The sequence below is a fragment of the Enterococcus sp. DIV1328a genome (assembly GCF_050536905.1).
In the GTDB taxonomy this organism is placed as follows: Bacteria; Bacillota; Bacilli; order Lactobacillales; family Enterococcaceae; genus Enterococcus; species Enterococcus faecalis.
In genome coordinates this window covers 1,778,063-1,796,485 of the sequence record NZ_CP172912.1, presented here as the reverse complement: position 1 = coordinate 1,796,485, position 18,423 = coordinate 1,778,063, and the positions used below count along the sequence as shown (strand labels likewise).

Sequence of the window (18,423 nt, the reverse complement as noted above, 5' to 3'; positions counted from 1 at the left end):
TTCAAGTAAAATTTACATACTATAATTAAATGAGGATTAATTGTAAACAATACGCAAAAAGAAGGGTTAAATAAATAATGAAGAGAATAAATAAAATATCTGTTATTACAATGCTAATGTTGACAGCATTGGTTCCTAGTTCATCAATAGTGTATGCAATCGATGCATCAAGTAGTGAAAGTGCAGAAGAAGTAATTTCTACGGATACAGCAGAAACACTAAACTCTACGTCATCTAGCGGGGAAACTTCGACAGAAAGTTCTTCTAGCACCTCATCTTCAGTTCCTTCGGAAACAAAAAATAGTTTGGACACGAGTGATGCTAAAGACACTTGGCAATCAAAAGATGCTGAAGAAACTTCGGAAACGACTAGTTCTTCAGAAGCTAATAATAAAGATGAAGACGAAATCGTAATAACAGAGGATATGAACAAACCTATGGGATCAGGAATGAAAGGAACGAGAAGAAAAAGAGCCGCATATGCCTATGGTGATCCTATTAGCATAACAGAGGCAAATCGTCCGCCTAAAAACTTTATCGATGTATCTTCTTGGAATGGTAGTTTAAGTGTAGCAAATTATCAAACTATGAAAAGTTATGGGATAGGCGGAGTGGTCGTTAAAATGACCGAAGCGACAACTTATCAAAATCCAGAAAGATTTGCACAAGTTCAAAATGCAAATGCAGTGGGAATAAAAGTATCCGCCTATCACTATAGTCACTTTACAACAAAAGATCAGGCAATAAAAGAAGCAAACTACTTTGCCGATACAGCAATTAATACTGGATTACCAAAAGACACTTTAATGATTAATGATGCAGAAGAAGGTAGCATGAATAATGGACAATTGACAGCTAATTCAATTGCTTTTGCTAATCAATTAAAAGCAAGAGGTTTTACGAATGTATTACATTATTCAATGGCAGCCTGGTTTACAGAAGGAGTTTTATCGCCTACACAACTAGGGACTGAAAATATTTGGATTGCTCAGTATCCTTTTGAACCGACTGCAGATCAGTTATGGCACAAAAATGAAGGTTATGCGGCATGGCAATGGTCTTCATTATTAACGATTCCAGGTGTTGATATCGGCGTAGGTGTGTTTGATATTAATGCTGATTACACTGGACGATTTACATCTATTGGTGGAAAACAGTATGATGATTTAATTAGTCAAAAAAACTACGATTACAACGCAAAAGTAAAAGTAGCGAGTGAAGCAAAAAAACATGATGTATACAATGGAATTTACAATGTCGGTCCAGGAGTTTCTAGTATGGGTAAAGGGGACATATACGCAGGTCAATCCGCCCATATTACAGGGTATGCGAAGACTAGCCGTGCAGAGTTTTTGCGATTTGCGATTGGAGGCAAAACAATTGGCTGGATGAATAAGCAGGCGTTTACCCCTACTCTCAATACAGCGACTTACACGAAAATGAACAAACAAGGCATTATCGCAGATGCATCAATTTCTAATGGACATGGAGTCTTTAGTAAAGCGAACAATACTGCCGAAGATGGCGAGAACTTGGGACGTGCTTCTCAATATGCCAACCAAGTCGTAACCATTATCCAGTCTGCAAAATTATCTAATGGTCTGACCACATACCAATTTCAATTGAATGGCAAAACAATCGGCTGGGTAGATAGTCGGGCATTTGGAACAATCTTTGATGATTTAATTAGTCAAAAAAACTACGATTACAACGCAAAAGTAAAAGTAGCGAGTGAAGCAAAAAAACATGATGTATACAATGGAATTTACAATGTCGGTCCAGGAGTTTCTAGTATGGGTAAAGGGGACATATACGCAGGTCAATCCGCCCATATTACAGGGTATGCGAAAACTAGCCGTGCAGAATTTTTGCGATTTGCGATTGGAGGCAAAACAATTGGCTGGATGAATAAGCAGGCGTTTACCCCTACTCTCAATACAGCGACTTACACGAAAATGAACAAACAAGGCATTATCGCAGACGTATCAATTTCTAATGGACATGGGGTCTTTAGTAAAGCGAACAATACTGCCGAAGATGGCGAGAACTTGGGACGTGCCTCTCAATATGCCAACCAAGTCGTAACTATTATCCAGTCTGCAAAATTATCTAATGGTCTGACCACATACCAATTTCAATTGAATGGCAAAACAATCGGCTGGGTAGATAGTCGAGCATTTGGAACAATCTTTGATGATTTAATTAGTCAAAAAAACTACGATTACAACGCAAAAGTAAAAGTAGCGAGTGAAGCAAAAAAACATGATGTATACAATGGAATTTACAATGTCGGTCCAGGAGTTTCTAGTATGGGTAAAGGGGACATATACGCAGGTCAAGCCGCCCATATTACAGGGTATGCGAAGACTAGCCGTGCAGAATTTTTGCGATTTGCGATTGGAGGCAAAACGATTGGCTGGATGAATAAGCAGGCGTTTACCCCTGCTCTCAATACAGCGACTTACACGAAAATGAACAAACAAGGCATTATCGCAGATGCATCAATTTCTAATGGACATGGGGTCTTTAGTAAAGCGAACAATACTGCCGAAGATGGCGAGAACTTGGGACGTGCCTCTCAATATGCCAACCAAGTCGTAACTATTATCCAGTCTGCAAAATTATCTAATGGTCTGACCACATACCAATTTCAATTGAATGGCAAAACAATCGGCTGGGTAGATAGTCGGGCATTTGGAACAATCTTTGATGATTTAATTAGTCAAAAAAACTACGATTACAACGCAAAAGTAAAAGTAGCGAGTGAAGCAAAAAAACATGATGTATACAACGGAATTTACAATGTCGGTCCAGGAGTTTCTAGTATGGGTAAAGGGGACATATACGCAGGTCAATCCGCCCATATTACAGGGTATGCGAAGACTAGCCGTGCAGAGTTTTTGCGATTTGCGATTGGAGGCAAAACAATTGGCTGGATGAATAAGCAGGCGTTTACCCCTGCTCTCAATACAGCGACTTACACGAAAATGAACAAACATGGCATTATCGCAGATGCATCAATTTCTAATGGACATGGAGTCTTTAGTAAAGCGAACAATACTGCCGAAGATGGCGAGAACTTGGGACGTGCTTCTCAATATGCCAACCAAGTCGTAACTATTATCCAGTCTGCAAAATTATCTAATGGTCTGACCGCATACCAATTTCAATTGAATGGTAAAACAATCGGCTGGGTAGATAGTCGGGCATTTGGAACAATCTTTGATGATTTAATTAGTCAAAAAAACTACGATTACAACGCAAAAGTAAAAGTAGCGAGTGAAGCAAAAAAACATGATGTATACAATGGAATTTACAATGTCGGTCCAGGAGTTTCTAGTATGGGTAAAGGGGACATATACGCAGGTCAATCCGCCCATATTACAGGGTATGCGAAAACTAGCCGTGCAGAATTTTTGCGATTTGCGATTGGAGGCAAAACAATTGGCTGGATGAATAAGCAGGCGTTTACCCCTACTCTCAATACAGCGACTTACACGAAAATGAACAAACAAGGCATTATCGCAGATGCATCAATTTCTAATGGACATGGAGTCTTTAGTAAAGCGAACAATACTGCCGAAGATGGCGAGAACTTGGGACGTGCTTCTCAATATGCCAACCAAGTCGTAACCATTATCCAGTCTGCAAAATTATCTAATGGTCTGACCACATACCAATTTCAATTGAATGGCAAAACAATCGGCTGGGTAGATAGTCGGGCATTAAAAAAATAATAGTGAAAATACTTATTGAATCACACACAGAAAGAGCCTGGGACAAAAATCACTTCAGATTTTTGTCCCAGGCTTAAAAATTGATAAACGGCGGAAACAGTAGCAACACTACGCGTTGCATTGTTCTCAACAACTTCTATGGTGTTTTCTCGACATACGTCTCGTCACAGTCCGGCCGTCAAAAGAGCTAAAGCGCTAAAAGTTGTAATGTTTCACTGTGAAGCATGAATAGATGAAATCATCGTACACTACACTTCGTTTCGATCTCTTCAATTTCTAAGTCTTAAAGGACTAAGAGATTGAAGAATTCGGTGAAGGTCCTTCTTATTCTTCTAAAGAATTTTGGAAAGGGAAGTGTGCCGTAGTCGCAAATTTAAGGAGTACTCTTTTGAAATTCATGCAAGAGAGTAGGTTTTAATGGCAGATTTCCCTAACAAAGTGAGACTACTAGAGAGACAATGGAAACATAGATTAAAAAATTTATTTAGCGACTATCTCATACGTTGGTTCCTCATCAAAAAGCAATAATATGTACTATTGAATTCCTTTATTTTGAAAATATTTCAAGGAAAGTTATTATCTAAAAATTTAATTCATATTAGTTGTGGACTTGTATAACAATTGGAATTATACGACTAGTTTAAAACATAAAGTCAATGAATCAAGGAGTATTCTTATCGTCGTATCTTTTATTTCAACTAAGGTAGGGTTTGTTAAAGAATGTATTATGGACAGGCTCTTAAAGAAAATACTATTTTTGAAAGTTAACAATAATTGAAGAAGATCATTGGGAGCTACATTTATTAGTATAACGATCATCGAAGTAAAGAAACACTTGGTTTGGCAATTCCTATCAATTTTTGTCAAGAACAACAATTAAAAATAAAGTGGAAAATACACTTAATAAAAAGTCAAACTTTCCGAAACCTGTCCAGATTTATATTCATCAATGAGTTTTTTCTTAATCAAATATTTACAGTTCGATTAAGGTCTACGATAAATTATTGAAACTTACTGATAGTTATGAGAAAATGTAAAAGATTGAATGCAGTTTTGGCTGTGTTGATGAATATATAAGTTAAACAAAATTGAAATAAAACTAGTTGTTGACTAGTTAGAGAAAGGATTTTGTATCAAATGATTACAGCTTTAATTATTGCCGGTGGGGTCGGTAAACGAATGGGGCAGGAGATTCCTAAACAATTTATTATGGTAGAGGAAAAACCGATAATTATCTACACATTGGAATCTTTTCAAAAGCATCCACTCATTGATCGAATCTTAGTTGTGTGTAAAAAAGGTTGGGAACAAACACTAGATGCCTATGCAAAAGAGTACCATATTGACAAATTACAATGGATTATTCCAGGAGGAAATTCTGGTCAAGAATCAATTAACAATGGGGTTAATTTCTTAAAAGAACATTCAAATCCAGAAGATACTATTGTTATCCATGACGGGATTCGCCCATTAGTTGATGAATTAGTTTTATCTGATGTAATTGTTAAGTGTCAAGAATATGGAAATGCAGTGACTTCGTTGCCATATAATGAACAAATTTTTGTAAAAGAAACTGAGGAAACAACTCGACAATATATTAATCGTGAAACATTACGTCGCGTGTCAACACCACAAGCCTATAAATTTGAAAAATTAACTTGGGCTTACGAAAAAGCATTCCGTGAGAATATTGGTATTTCTGAATCGTCATACACAAATACTATGATGGTGGATTTAGGCGAAACATTGTATTTTGCTTTAGGCTCAGATAAAAACATTAAGTTAACCACACAAGATGACTTACAGTTATTTAAAGGCTTCTTGAAAATGAAAGAAGAGTAGTGGAGGGATACCATGTTATTTACAGACGATAATTATTTATCAGACGTTGAACGAGTTTTAGAGAAGACACCAGATTGGACGAAAGTAACTAATAAATCTGTTTTTATAACTGGTGCTTCAGGCATGATTGGGACCTTTTTAATTGATGTGCTTATGTACCAAAATAAAACGAGAAATGCGAATATTTCGATCTGGGCGATGGGACGAACATTGTCGCGTTTAGAAGAGCGATTTACTAGTTATCTAGAAGATCCGTTATTCCATATAGTTATCGGAGATGTCACAGAAGAAATTCAGATAGCAGAAGCTTGTGACTATGTGTTGCATTGTGCTAGTAATACACATCCTAAATCATATGCCAGTGATCCAATTGGAACGATTATGACCAATATTGCTGGTACGCAGCATATTTTAGATTATGCGGTCAAAGCGAATAGTGAAAAAGTGTTATTTTTATCAACTGTTGAAATCTATGGAGAAAATCGTGGAGATCTTGATAAATTTACGGAAGACTATTGCGGCTATATTGACTGTAACACGCTACGGGCCGGTTATCCCGAAGGAAAAAGAGCAAGTGAATCATTATGTCAAGCCTATATTCAGAAATATGGTATTGATGTTGTTATTCCAAGAATTAGTCGTACTTTCGGGCCTACGATGTTACTTTCGGATAGTAAAGCTTCTTCTCAATTTATTATGAATGCAGTTCATAAAGAAAACATTGTGTTAAAAAGCGCAGGGACCCAACTATACTCTTATGCATACGTTGCAGATATTGTATCTGCTCTTTTATTTTTATTAGTTAAAGGGCAAAAGGGGGAAGCTTACAATGTTTCAAACGAACATTGCGATATTACGTTACGTACTTTTGCGGAAACATTAGCCAATGTGGCTGGAACAAAAGTGATTCATGGTGAAGCCACCGCCCAAGAAAAACAAGGATTTTCTAAAGCAACAAAAGCACTACTAGACAATCAAAAAATCTACGCATTAGGTTGGCGGCCTCTGTACGACAGTATGGAAGAACCATTAAAACATACAATTAAAATTTTAGAAGGTAGCGGAAATTGATATGCCCAAAATTAGTATTATTGTTCCTGTATACAATGTAGAAAAATATTTAGAAAAATGTGTACGCTCTATTTTAGCTCAAACGTTTACTGACTTCGAATTAATTCTGGTGGACGATGGCTCTCCAGACAGTTCTGGAGCAATGTGTGATCAGTTTGCTGAACAAGATCAACGGGTAAAAGTTATCCATAAAGAAAATGGAGGGCTGAGCGATGCTCGTAATGCTGGAATTGAAATAGCGACAGGTGAGTATTTAGGTTTCGTAGACAGTGATGATTACATTGCAGATGATATGTATGAACTATTATATACAAATATCGTAAAAGAAGATGCCGATTTATCAATCTGTGGTATTTATGATGTTTATGAGGGAAAAGAACCTGTAGAAAAACAACAGCAATATATAGTACTAGATAAAGTAGCAGCAATGAAAATGATTTTAGAAGCTAAAGTTGTATCTGTTCATGCTGTGAATAAGTTATATAAAAAAGAAATTTTTGAAGATATCCGATACCCTGTAGGCATGATTACAGAAGACGGTGCAGTTATTTTATCTATCCTAGAGCATACAGAGAAAATTGTTATTGATACGCAACAAAAATATTATTATTTTCACCGTGCCAATAGTATTTCAAGCAATCTTTTTTCTAAGAAAGATTTAGATACAATCAATGTTTGGAAAGAAAATGAAAATTATATCTTAGACTGGTATCCTGAATTATCTAATGTTGTTCATACACGTGTATGTTGGGCAAATTTTATAGTATTAGATAAAATGATGAATAGTAAGTTAAATAATGAAGAAAAAAAAGTTCAAAAAGAAATTGTTACTTTTTTACGAAAAAATTTTAAATTTATAATGAAAAATCAATATTTTACTATGCCTAGAAAAGTCGGAGCAATCGCACTTCAAATCGGAGTACCATATTATAAGATGATTGCTATATTGGAAGAAAAACATAGGAAAACAAAAAATGAATAAATTAGGAGTAGTATTATGTGGGTAAATAACTTTTTGGAAAAAACGAAATTACCGTTTTTAATAATTTTTGAATTTATGCTTTTATTAAGAACAATTAGTCTTTATAGCTTGTTACCAAGTAAGGTAGATACTCTGGTGTTTGGGTTGATATCAATTTGGGCGATGGTTTATATTCTAAATCAGATGTTTTTTATTCTAAAAAATAAAAGATTTAAACAATTTGATCCGATGTTAGTCATTTTTATAGTCATGCTTTTTTTTGTAACACTCATTCATTACCAAACGTATTTTATAGCTAACCTAAAATTAGTTATATGGCAGGCTATTTTTTTATTAGTTATTTATCAAATTGGTAAAGAACAAGATAAAAAAACATTTAAAGTATTAGAAAAAATTCTTTTAATAGTTTGGGGATTGTTAGTAGTTATCGCTATTTGTATGTTTTTTATACAGTATTCATATACAGCGCCTTTGGATAAAATTTATAATGGCTTAAGAATTGGCTTTTTTGAAAATCGTTTATATGGGGTATTTGCCGACCCTAACTTTGCAGCTACCATTTCTGTTGTTTCAATAATTTTATCGGTGTCATTGCTTTTTCAAACTACTTTGAAAAAGTGGAAATGGTTATTGATAATGAATACTTTGATACAATGGATATATATAACTTTATCTGGATCAAGGACGGCTTTTGTAGAGCTAATGGTAATTATTTTTGTGGGTTCGTTTTTTGTGGTGTATCAAAAAACGACTGAAAAAAAATTAGGTTTACAACTTTTATATTCTATTATTACAAGTATTGGTATGGTCTTTTTTGCCTATATAGCAACGAAGCTAATTGAAAGAGGAATGTTAGCTATTTTAGATTTGTGGAATAACGTAGAATACAAATCTACAACGAACGTTTCAAAAAATCGACCAGATGTTTCTTTGGATAGACCAGACGTAGAAAACAAGACAGATATTTCTAATAATCGTTTTGGACTTTGGAAAAGTTCGTTTGAGATATTTCAGTCAAATATCTGGTTTGGTACCTCTCCTAGAAATTTGGTAACATATGCCCAACACTATTTACCTAATACTTTGATTGCGGTTAAACAACAAACTTCGCATAATTTTTTCTTTTATACCTTAGCGACAACGGGGCTGGCAGGGACTATTCCGTTAATTCTGTTTTTAATTAATAAAATCCTAACAACATTGCAAGTTTTATTTTCAAAAAAAATCAATATTTTTAATGATAATTTTTTGAGAAATGTCTTAATTGTACTGACTATTTTAGTTTCGGCAATGTTTCTAACAGAATTAATTTTAGTTAATAAAATTGGTACCTTTTTATTTTGGCTATATTTAGGTTCTGTATCTAGTCAATTAGTAAAAAACAATAATAAATTCTTATTTTGGAGATAAAAATGAAACCATTAACGATTAAAGAAATACAAGAAACGAGCACAGAAATATTAGTATATATTGATAATATATGTCGTCAAAATAATATTGAATATTCTATTTACTACGGTAGTTTAATTGGTGTTGAAAGGCACCAAGGATACATCCCTTGGGATGATGACTTGGATATTGTCTTAACGAGACCTAATTATGATCGTCTAATTAATATATTATCTAAAGATAAAAATTATCTATTATTGAGCTTGGAAACAAGAAAGAACTATCGCTATACGTTTGCAAAATTAGTTGATACTAGAACATGTGTTAAATCGAAGCAATTTTATAATAGTGAGGACCCAGAATTAGGTGTGTTTGTCGATATTTTTCCGATTGATGGTTTTCCAACCACATCTTCTGAACGTTTAGATTTTGGTCGTCAATGCGAGTCATATAGAGAAAATATGTTAGCTACCTTAAATAATTCTTATGCCATTTCTAAATCTCGATGGAAAGCATACTTAAAACGAGTACTTCTATATCCAAGGTACCGAAAATTACTTAAACAGGGAGATTATGATTTTTGGAAACGTAAATTTATGGATAAAGTAACTACTTATCCGATTGAATCATCTATCGAATGTGGTTATATTGAATTTATCAACGAAGAATGGGGTGTTTTTCCAAAAGAATGGTTTGATCATTATGAAGATGTGTTATTTGCTGGCAATAAAGTTCGAGCAATCAAAGACAGAAAACTATTTTTATCATTACGTTATGGAAATTATATGGAATTACCACCTATGTCTGAACAAGTAACGCACCATCCGTATACTTTTTATTGGAAATAAAGTAAAAAAGGTAGGAAAAATAATGGATTATAATCGCATGATGATTATTACTTTAGATGAAAAATCAGTTCTGTTTTCAACTGATGCGCAAAAATTAGGTGTACATGTAGAAAAATATTTTTCTAAACGTCCTTTTATTGTTAAATTATTAAATCAATTAGATAAAAGAATAGACACTACATTTGCAAGATTTTTTTATGGAGAGTGGAAAAATAATCTCTCTGAAATAGATTTTATTTTGTTGAATTCTCATTACTTTTCACGACCGGTAATTAAATATTTAAATCGTAAATATCCGCATATCAGGATTGCTATATGGTATAGTAATCCTGTTGAAAAAGATACACCGGTTTCTTATTACGCTGATTTAAACTGTGAGCTTTGGTCCTTTGATATAGGTGATTGTGAAAAATACCAAATGCATTTTAATAACCAATTTATAGACGAGACAAAGGTTGTTGCTAGTCAGGAAGATCCAAAGTATCAATCTGATGTTTGTTTTATTGGTGTAGATAAACAGCGTCTCTCTTATTTATTAGAGTTAGAAGCGTACTTTGTAGAGTGTAATTTGAATCCTTTTATCTATGTAGTAGATTCTTCGAAAAATTCTTATTCAAACTATGACTATAAGAAGCCTATCTCTTATAGTGAACTCATTAAGTATGAAGCAAATACATCGGCTATTCTAGATGTTGTACAGGAAAATCAACATGGAATATCATTAAGACCTTTAGAGGCATTATTTCTTAATAAAAAGTTAATTACGAATAATCGCACAGTTTTAAACATGGATTTCTATGAAAAAGAAAATATATTCTTACTAAATAAACAAAATATGTCTGAGATATTAACGTTTTTAAAGGTACCTATGAAACCAGTTGCTGAAACTGTTAAAGAGAAGTATTCATTCAAAGGTTGGTTAAATAATTTTTTTATTTAAAGTACGAAAAATGAAAATCTTTGATGAATATTTTTTTGATTTAAACTTATAAAAGAATAAGAGGTACAATAAATGAATGAGAAAGCTAAATCAGTTGTAAAAAATCTATACTATACAGTCGCTGCTAATTTTGCTACCCTGGGGATATCCGTTTTATTAAACTTATTTGTTCCAAAATTGCTGGGGGTTAGAGAATATAGTTATTGGCAATTATATGTTTTCTATGCTTCCTATGTTGGTTTTTTTCACTTAGGCTGGATTGATGGTATCTATTTAAAAATCGGGGGAGAAGAATACGAAAATTTAGATAAAAGAAATCTCGGTTCTCAATTCTGGTATTTAGCGATTTTTGAATGTTGTATTTCTGCTTTTGTCATTCTTTGGGCTTACTTTTTCATGCCGAAAGAATATCAAGGGATTATTTTGATATTGACGGCCATTGTTTCAGTAATTACAATTGCAAAAACGTTTATTCTGTATGTTTTTCAGTCAACAAATCGTATTAAGGAATATGCTCAATTATCCAGAAATGATCGCTATTTATATGTCCTGTTCATTGCAATTTACTTTGCATTAGGAGGACGAGATTTTTATTGGCTAATCATTATGGATATACTTTCTAAACTGATTATTACGGTTTGGGGAATGTTTAGAGTTAAAGACATGTTGCGTGTGAACATGATGAGTTTGAAGGAAGTTACTCCTGAAATAGTTGATAATATTAACATAGGTAGTAAACTAATGCTCAGTAGTATAGCAAGTATGCTAATAATGGGAACCATTCGCTTTTTTGTTCAACAGCGTTGGACTATCGAAACCTTTGGTAAATTGTCCTTTACTTTAAGTTTATCAAATATGTTTTTAACTTTTATTAATGCTGTTGGAATTGTAATGTTTCCGTTGTTAAGACGGACAAATAAAGAGCGATTGCCGTCTTTATTTGTCACATTAAGAGGTGTTTTTGTTCCGTTGACGTATGCAATTCTGCTGTTATATGTACCCGTCAAATTTGTTTTAGGTATGTGGTTACCCGAATATAGCGAGAGTTTGAAATTTATGGGAATTCTATTTCCTATAGTTATTTATGAAGGTCGGATGTCTTTACTAATTAATACGTATTTAAAAACGTTGAGAAAAGAAAAAACAATTTTATTTGTTAACGTATTGACACTTGCCTTGTCGTTAATCCTGTCGCTGTTTGTGATTTTCGTTGTTGGGAACTTGAATTTAACTGTTGGGTTGATATTAGTAAGTTTAGCATTTCGTTGTAATTTAGCGGAAATTTTTCTATGCAAAGATATGAACGTTAAAATAGGTAATAGTACTGTATTGGAAACGTTGGTTACATTATTGTTTATCTTTAGTAATCTTTGGTTTGGCGGTAGTATTTATAGTTTCATTTCTTATGGAATTGTGTACATTATCTATTTCTTATTCATTCATAAGAGTTTTGTGAATAACGCAAAGAATTTAAAATATTTAGTAAAAGGTTGAGAAAGTTATTTTCTCTCCTTTTTTATTGAAAAAAACAAACTGTAGTCTTTGACACCTAAAAATGGTAAAATTAATGTATTATTTTAATTGGAGTGGGAAACTTGAGGAACTTTTTAATCACAGGCGGCGCCGGCTTTATCGGCTCAACCTTAGCAAATTATTATAGTAAAGACAATCAAGTTGTGGTCGTTGATGATTTATCAATGGGCCAAACTGAAAATTTAAACGCATCTGAAAACATCACGTTCATTGAAGGTAGCGTGACTGATCAACAATTAATGGAAAAAGTACTACAAGAGTATCAGTTCGATTACATTTTTCACTTAGCAGCGATTGCTAGTGTAGCAGATTCAGTAGCACGTCCAGTGGAAACACACCAAGTGAATTTTGAGAGTGTGTTACAATTACTGGAATTAATTCGGAAATACCAGAAAGATTTAAAACGTTTGGTGTTTGCTTCTTCTGCAGCGGTTTATGGTGATGAGCCAACTTTACCAAAACAGGAAGAATCAGTAATTCGTCCATTAACGCCTTATGCAGTCGATAAATTTGCTTCTGAAAAATATGTTTTAAACTATTGTCATTTATATGATGTTCCAACAAGCGCTGTTCGCTTCTTTAACGTTTATGGGCCAAACCAAAACCCTAATTCGCCTTATTCTGGCGTTATTTCGATTGTGATGGACTCTTACAAACGCTTATTGGCCAATCAAGAAGTGACATTCAATATCTTTGGCGATGGAAAACAATCCCGTGATTTTGTCTTTGTTGAGGACGTGGTTCAAGCATTGAATCTTGTCGCTCATTCTGACCAATCACTTGGGGAAGTGTATAATGTCGGGACTGGAAAAGCAACCGATTTAAATGAGTTAATTTCTTCTTTAAATGATATTATGAAAGTCACTTTGCCAGTTGCATACAAAGAAGCGCGAGCTGGGGACATCAAAGATTCCTTAGCGGATATATCTAAATTACGTGCCATTGGTTATGAACCGAACTATAGTATTCAATCCGGTTTGGATAAATATGTTAAGTATGAACTAAAAGATTAAGAGAATAAAAGACGGATTTGAGACTAAATTGTTTATAAGACTTAGAGAGTGGGACATCATCAGTCGCTTTGATTGATGTCTTGCTCTTTCTTTTCTTTTTCCTATATTTGAACCCACCTCACTCCAATGGTACAATAAACAAGATTGGAGTGAGAGCATGACAGATATTATTGCACATCGAGGAAGTAAAGGCACCCATCCTGAAAATACGTGTATTGCTTTCAGAGAGGCTGTTCGTGTTGGTGCTGAAGGAATTGAATTAGACGTTCACTTATCTAAAGATGGTTATTTAATCGTTATGCATGATGAAACGGTGGATCGTACGACAGATGGTCATGGTGAAATCCAACAGTTAACATTAAACGAATTAAAACAACTAGATGCTGGAAGCTGGTTTCAGAAAAATCCTTCTGTTCAATGTGTTCCAACATTGGAAGATGTTTTAAATTGTCTTGTAGAAGAACAATTCAATGGTTTTTTGAATATTGAACTTAAAACGGACATTATCCATTATGAAGGAATTGAGAAAAAAGTCGTCCAACAAATGAAGCGAAAAAACTGGCCGTTTCGTTATTTATATTCTAGTTTTTATTTTCCGAGTTTAGTTAAATTAAAAAAAGCTGATCCTAAGACAGAAATTGCCTTTATTTATGAATCTGCAGAGGATTTAAGTCAAGCGGGACCGGCATTCGCGCTTGTCGATAGTTTACATCCAAAAATGTCTTGGGTGTTGGCTCATGAAAAAGAACTTATCACAATTGGCAAACCGCTGCGGCCGTGGACTGTTAATCGGATGGAAGAAACGGAAAATTGTTTTCAGCTAAAATTGGCGGGTGTTCATACGGATTTTCCTGAAGAAGCAAAATTTGCTCGTCAAAATTGGCAAGAAGAAGGAGAAACATAATTGGAGAAAGTATTAGTTATTGTAGGACCCACTGCGGTGGGGAAAACAGCATTAAGTATTGCTTTAGCAAAAAAATTTAATGGTGAAATTATTAGCGGTGACTCCATGCAAGTTTATCGCTCGTTAGACATTGGCACCGCTAAAGTCACAGAAACAGAAAAAGAAGGAATTCCTCACTATTTAATTGATTGCCGTGAAGTCAGCGAAACATATTCTGCCGCTGATTTTCAGAAAGAGGGTCGTCAAAAAATCAAAGAAATTACTGAAAAAGGGAAACTACCAATTATCGTTGGAGGAACAGGTTTGTATATTCAATCACTCCTTTATGATTTTCAACTAGGAAGTCGTGAGATAGATGACTCGCCTGAAATTAGAGAAACGTACAATTTATTTGCGGAAGAAAAAGGGAACCAAGCTTTATGGCAGTTATTACAACAAAAGGATCCTCTAGCGGCTGACAGCATTCATTTTAATAATCGCAAAAAAGTGATTCGTGCGTTAGAGGTCTTTGATAAAACCGGTTATAGTATTTTGACCCCGAAGGAAAAACCAGCTCGTCTCTATGATTATTATTTGTTAGGTTTGGAAACAGACCGCGCTTTATTATATGAACGTATTAATCAGCGGGTGGATCAAATGATGACAGAAGGGCTGTTGGAAGAAGCAAAACAGATGTTTCAGCAACCACATGCACAAGCAGCTCAAGGTATTGGCTATAAAGAATTTTTCCCGTATTTTTCCGGTGAACAATCATTAGAGATGGCGGTTGAAACAGTCAAACAGCAATCGCGGCGATATGCCAAACGTCAATTGACTTGGTTTAGAAATCGAATGGCTGCGCATTGGTGGGATTTGGTTCAGCAGCCAACAGATTTGCCCAAGTTGGAAAAAGAAGTAGCGGAATGGCTACAACAGAAGGAGAGTGAGTAGGCGATGACCACTCATGAAAAAGTGATTCTAGTAGGAGTTGAGACGGAAAAAAATTATCAGACATTTTCTGCATCAATGGAAGAACTGGCGAATTTAACGGAAACCGCTAATGGCGAAGTGGTGTTTGTTTTAACGCAAAAACGACCACAAGTCGATCGACAAACCGTAATCGGTAAGGGGAAATTGGAAGAATTAATTCAATTAACAGATGCCTATGAAGCGGATCTTGTGATTTTTAATCATGAGCTCACACCGCGTCAAAATCAACTGTTATCTGAAGCGTTAGCTGTGCGAGTAATTGATCGTGTACAATTAATTTTGGATATCTTTGCTTTGCGTGCGCGCTCCAAAGAAGGAAAGTTACAAGTTGAATTAGCACAATTGGATTATTTATTGCCTCGCTTGGCTGGTCAAGGAAAACAGTTGTCCCGACTTGGAGGAGGTATTGGGACACGTGGACCTGGTGAAACGAAATTAGAGTCGGACCGCCGACACATTCGGAATAAAATCTTAGGCATCCGTCGTGAGTTAAAAGAAGTCACTGCTCATCGTGAACGAAGCCGCCAAAAAAGACAAAATTCAGAACTATTTCAAATTGGCTTGATTGGTTATACCAATGCTGGCAAATCAACCATTCTCAACATGTTGACGACAGCAGGAACTTATTCAGAGGATCAATTGTTTGCAACGTTAGATCCTTTAACTAAAAAATGGCAATTGCCTCAAGGCATGGAAGTTACGCTGACCGATACGGTTGGCTTCATTCAAGATTTACCAACACAACTGATTGAAGCCTTTCAGTCGACATTGGAAGAAAGTCGGACGATGGATTTACTGCTCCATGTGGTGGATGCAAGTGCGCCAGATCGGTTACAACATGAACGCACAGTTCAAACATTGATTAAAGAATTAGCGTTGGAAAATATTCCGTGCTTGACGGTTTATAATAAAAGAGATCAAGTGGACAGCAAAGAATTTGTCCCAACCTTATTTCCCAATGTATTGATCTCAACTAAAATTTCTGAAGATAAAGAACGACTGGTTCAAGCTATCCGTGCCCAAATGATGGAATTACTCGAGCCTTATCAATTAGAAATTAGCCCAACTGACGGACAACTATTAAGTGAACTTCGCCGGATGACACTAATGATTTCAGAAGAATATGCTGAAAATGAAAATCGGTATATCGTGAAAGGTTTTGCGAAAAAAGAGTCTAAATGGTTGGCTGAATCCGAAAAAGAATAAAAAATGATAAGTTGATTAGAAATGATTTGTAAAAACAAATCATTTCTATTTTTTTGGTTAGCAGGAGAAAATCAGCCATGAAAAGATGGAAAAGTCCATATTTATCAGGTTTTTTGTTTTATGTTAGAAAATCTAACATAAGTTCTTGACAATTTGTCATTCTATTGTTATTCTAAGAAATAACTAAGAGAGGAGGATGGAGATGAGAGAAAAAGAGTTACGCCGTTCCATGTCAGTTTTTCCAATTGGTACAGTTATGAAACTAACGGATTTGACCGCTCGACAAATTCGCTACTATGAAGAACAGGGATTGATTCATCCAGAACGTAGTGAGGGCAACCGACGCATGTATTCTTTAAATGATATTGATGTTTTGTTAGAAATTAAAGATTATTTATCTGATGGATTGAACATGGCAGGGATTAAGCGTGTGTATGAAATGAAATTAGAGGAACAAAAAAACACCGCCGAGGCGACTCGTCCGTTAACCGATGCAGATGTTCGTCAGATTTTATACGACGAAATCCTTTCGCAAGGAGGACTTACTCAGCAAAATCCGTTCCAATCGAATGTACCAAGGCTTTAACGTTTCAGCAGCCAATAAAAATGAAGGATGGGGATCAGACCGATGACAAGAAAAGCCAAAACGGCAGAAGAGATTAAACATATTGCAGAAGAAGAAAACGTACGTTTTTTACGACTAATGTTTACCGACATTATGGGAACAATTAAAAATGTTGAAGTTCCTGTGAGTCAGCTAGATAAAGTATTAGATAATAAAATGATGTTTGATGGGTCATCCATCGAAGGATTCGTTCGTATCGAAGAAAGTGACATGTATTTATACCCTGATCTATCTACATGGATGATTTTTCCGTGGGAAAGCGACCATGGAAAAGTTGCGCGCTTAATTTGTGATATTTACAATCCTGATGGTACCCCTTTTGCCGGAGATCCCCGCGGTAATTTAAAACGCGCCTTAGCAGATATGAAAGAATTAGGCTTTACTTCTTTTAACTTAGGACCAGAACCAGAATTTTTCCTATTTAAATTAGATGAGAATGGTGAAATTACCACTGATTTGAATGATAAAGGTGGCTATTTTGATTTTGCGCCAACCGATTTAGGTGAAAATTGTCGCCGTGATATTGTTTTAGAGTTAGAAAGTTTAGGCTTTGAAGTGGAAGCTTCGCATCATGAAGTAGCACCAGGTCAACATGAAATTGACTTTAAATATGCTGATGTAGTTGATGCTTGTGACAATATTCAAACGTTCAAATTAGTTGTGAAAACTATTGCGCGCAAACATGGCTTGCATGCAACATTTATGCCAAAACCTTTGTTTGGAATTAATGGTTCTGGTATGCACTGCAATATGTCATTATTTAATGAAGAAGGTAATGTTTTTTATGACGAGTCAGGAGAGATGGGCTTAAGCCAAACTGCGTATCATTTCTTAGGTGGTTTATTAAAACATGCCCGTGCCTATACTGCGGTATGTAACCCAACAGTGAACTCTTATAAACGCTTGGTACCAGGTTATGAAGCACCTGTTTATGTAGCTTGGAGCGGCAGAAATCGTTCACCACTCATTCGAGTTCCTGAGTCTCGTGGTTTATCGACTCGTTTAGAGTTACGTTCTGTCGATCCTTCAGCGAATCCGTATTTAACAATGGCAGTCTTATTACAAGCAGGTTTGGATGGTATTCGTAATGAACTTACGCCACCGCCAGCGGTTGATCGTAACATTTATGTGATGAATGAGGAAGAACGTCAACATGCACAAATTGAAGATTTGCCATCAACCTTACACAATGCCATCAAAGAATTACGTAAAGATCAAGTAATGATTGATGCATTAGGTCGTCACATTTTTGCCAATTTTGTAGAAGCAAAACGAATGGAATGGGCAGCCTTCCGTCAAACCGTTTCTGAATGGGAAAGAGAACAATATTTGGAGTTGTACTAAAAGCTGTTACTTTTAATAAT

General features: G+C 35.1%; 14 protein-coding genes. All 14 read left to right on the top strand.

Features of this window, described 5'->3' with window-relative positions:
- Nucleotides 1-77 precede the first annotated feature (77 nt).
- The 14 genes from IGL93_RS08700 to glnA all read left to right on the top strand — a co-directional run bounded on the left by IGL93_RS08700 (nucleotide 78) and on the right by glnA (nucleotide 18,403).
- Nucleotides 78-3,737, top strand: a complete 3,660-nt coding sequence (locus IGL93_RS08700; protein ID WP_267547883.1) for a GW dipeptide domain-containing protein — start codon at nucleotides 78-80, stop codon at nucleotides 3,735-3,737.
- Nucleotides 3,738-4,874: 1,137 nt separating this feature from the next.
- Nucleotides 4,875-5,579 carry an IspD/TarI family cytidylyltransferase gene (locus tag IGL93_RS08695; protein ID WP_002378508.1) on the top strand — a complete coding sequence of 235 codons (705 nt, stop codon included), beginning with the start codon at nucleotides 4,875-4,877 and terminating at the stop codon, nucleotides 5,577-5,579.
- Between the two features lie 12 nt (nucleotides 5,580-5,591).
- Nucleotides 5,592-6,650, top strand: a complete 1,059-nt coding sequence (locus IGL93_RS08690; protein ID WP_002378507.1) for an NAD-dependent epimerase/dehydratase family protein — start codon at nucleotides 5,592-5,594, stop codon at nucleotides 6,648-6,650.
- 1 nt (nucleotide 6,651) lies between these two features.
- Entirely contained in the window at nucleotides 6,652-7,632 is a 981-nt protein-coding gene (locus IGL93_RS08685; RefSeq protein ID WP_010713260.1) for a glycosyltransferase family 2 protein, read from the top strand.
- 15 nt (nucleotides 7,633-7,647) lie between these two features.
- Nucleotides 7,648-9,042: an O-antigen ligase family protein gene (locus tag IGL93_RS08680; protein ID WP_002401289.1), complete on the top strand. Its 1,395-nt coding sequence runs from the start codon at nucleotides 7,648-7,650 to the stop codon at nucleotides 9,040-9,042.
- A gap of 2 nt (nucleotides 9,043-9,044) precedes the next feature.
- On the top strand, nucleotides 9,045-9,869 hold the full coding sequence (locus IGL93_RS08675) for a LicD family protein (RefSeq protein WP_010707340.1): 825 nt from the start codon (nucleotides 9,045-9,047) through the stop codon (nucleotides 9,867-9,869).
- 22 nt (nucleotides 9,870-9,891) lie between these two features.
- Nucleotides 9,892-10,809, top strand: a complete 918-nt coding sequence (locus tag IGL93_RS08670; RefSeq protein WP_010707341.1) for a hypothetical protein — start codon at nucleotides 9,892-9,894, stop codon at nucleotides 10,807-10,809.
- Between the two features lie 72 nt (nucleotides 10,810-10,881).
- Nucleotides 10,882-12,303, top strand: coding sequence for a lipopolysaccharide biosynthesis protein (locus IGL93_RS08665; RefSeq protein WP_002401292.1), 1,422 nt, complete (start codon nucleotides 10,882-10,884; stop codon nucleotides 12,301-12,303).
- A gap of 92 nt (nucleotides 12,304-12,395) precedes the next feature.
- Complete coding sequence (locus IGL93_RS08660) at nucleotides 12,396-13,355, top strand: GDP-mannose 4,6-dehydratase (RefSeq protein ID WP_029644919.1); 960 nt, start codon at nucleotides 12,396-12,398, stop codon at nucleotides 13,353-13,355.
- Between the two features lie 157 nt (nucleotides 13,356-13,512).
- Nucleotides 13,513-14,259 carry a glycerophosphodiester phosphodiesterase gene (locus IGL93_RS08655; RefSeq protein ID WP_010713262.1) on the top strand — a complete coding sequence of 249 codons (747 nt, stop codon included), beginning with the start codon at nucleotides 13,513-13,515 and terminating at the stop codon, nucleotides 14,257-14,259.
- Complete coding sequence (miaA, locus tag IGL93_RS08650) at nucleotides 14,260-15,189, top strand: tRNA (adenosine(37)-N6)-dimethylallyltransferase MiaA (protein ID WP_002362093.1); 930 nt, start codon at nucleotides 14,260-14,262, stop codon at nucleotides 15,187-15,189. It abuts the gene before it with no gap.
- Nucleotides 15,190-15,192: 3 nt separating this feature from the next.
- A complete protein-coding gene (hflX, locus tag IGL93_RS08645; RefSeq protein ID WP_002356926.1) occupies nucleotides 15,193-16,434 on the top strand; it encodes a GTPase HflX in 1,242 nt (413 codons plus the stop codon).
- Nucleotides 16,435-16,636: 202 nt separating this feature from the next.
- Entirely contained in the window at nucleotides 16,637-17,020 is a 384-nt protein-coding gene (locus tag IGL93_RS08640; RefSeq protein ID WP_002388239.1) for a MerR family transcriptional regulator, read from the top strand.
- A 42-nt stretch (nucleotides 17,021-17,062) separates the two neighbouring features.
- Nucleotides 17,063-18,403, top strand: coding sequence for a type I glutamate--ammonia ligase (gene glnA / locus IGL93_RS08635; RefSeq protein ID WP_002356929.1), 1,341 nt, complete (start codon nucleotides 17,063-17,065; stop codon nucleotides 18,401-18,403).
- The last annotated feature ends 20 nt before the right edge of the window (nucleotides 18,404-18,423 follow it).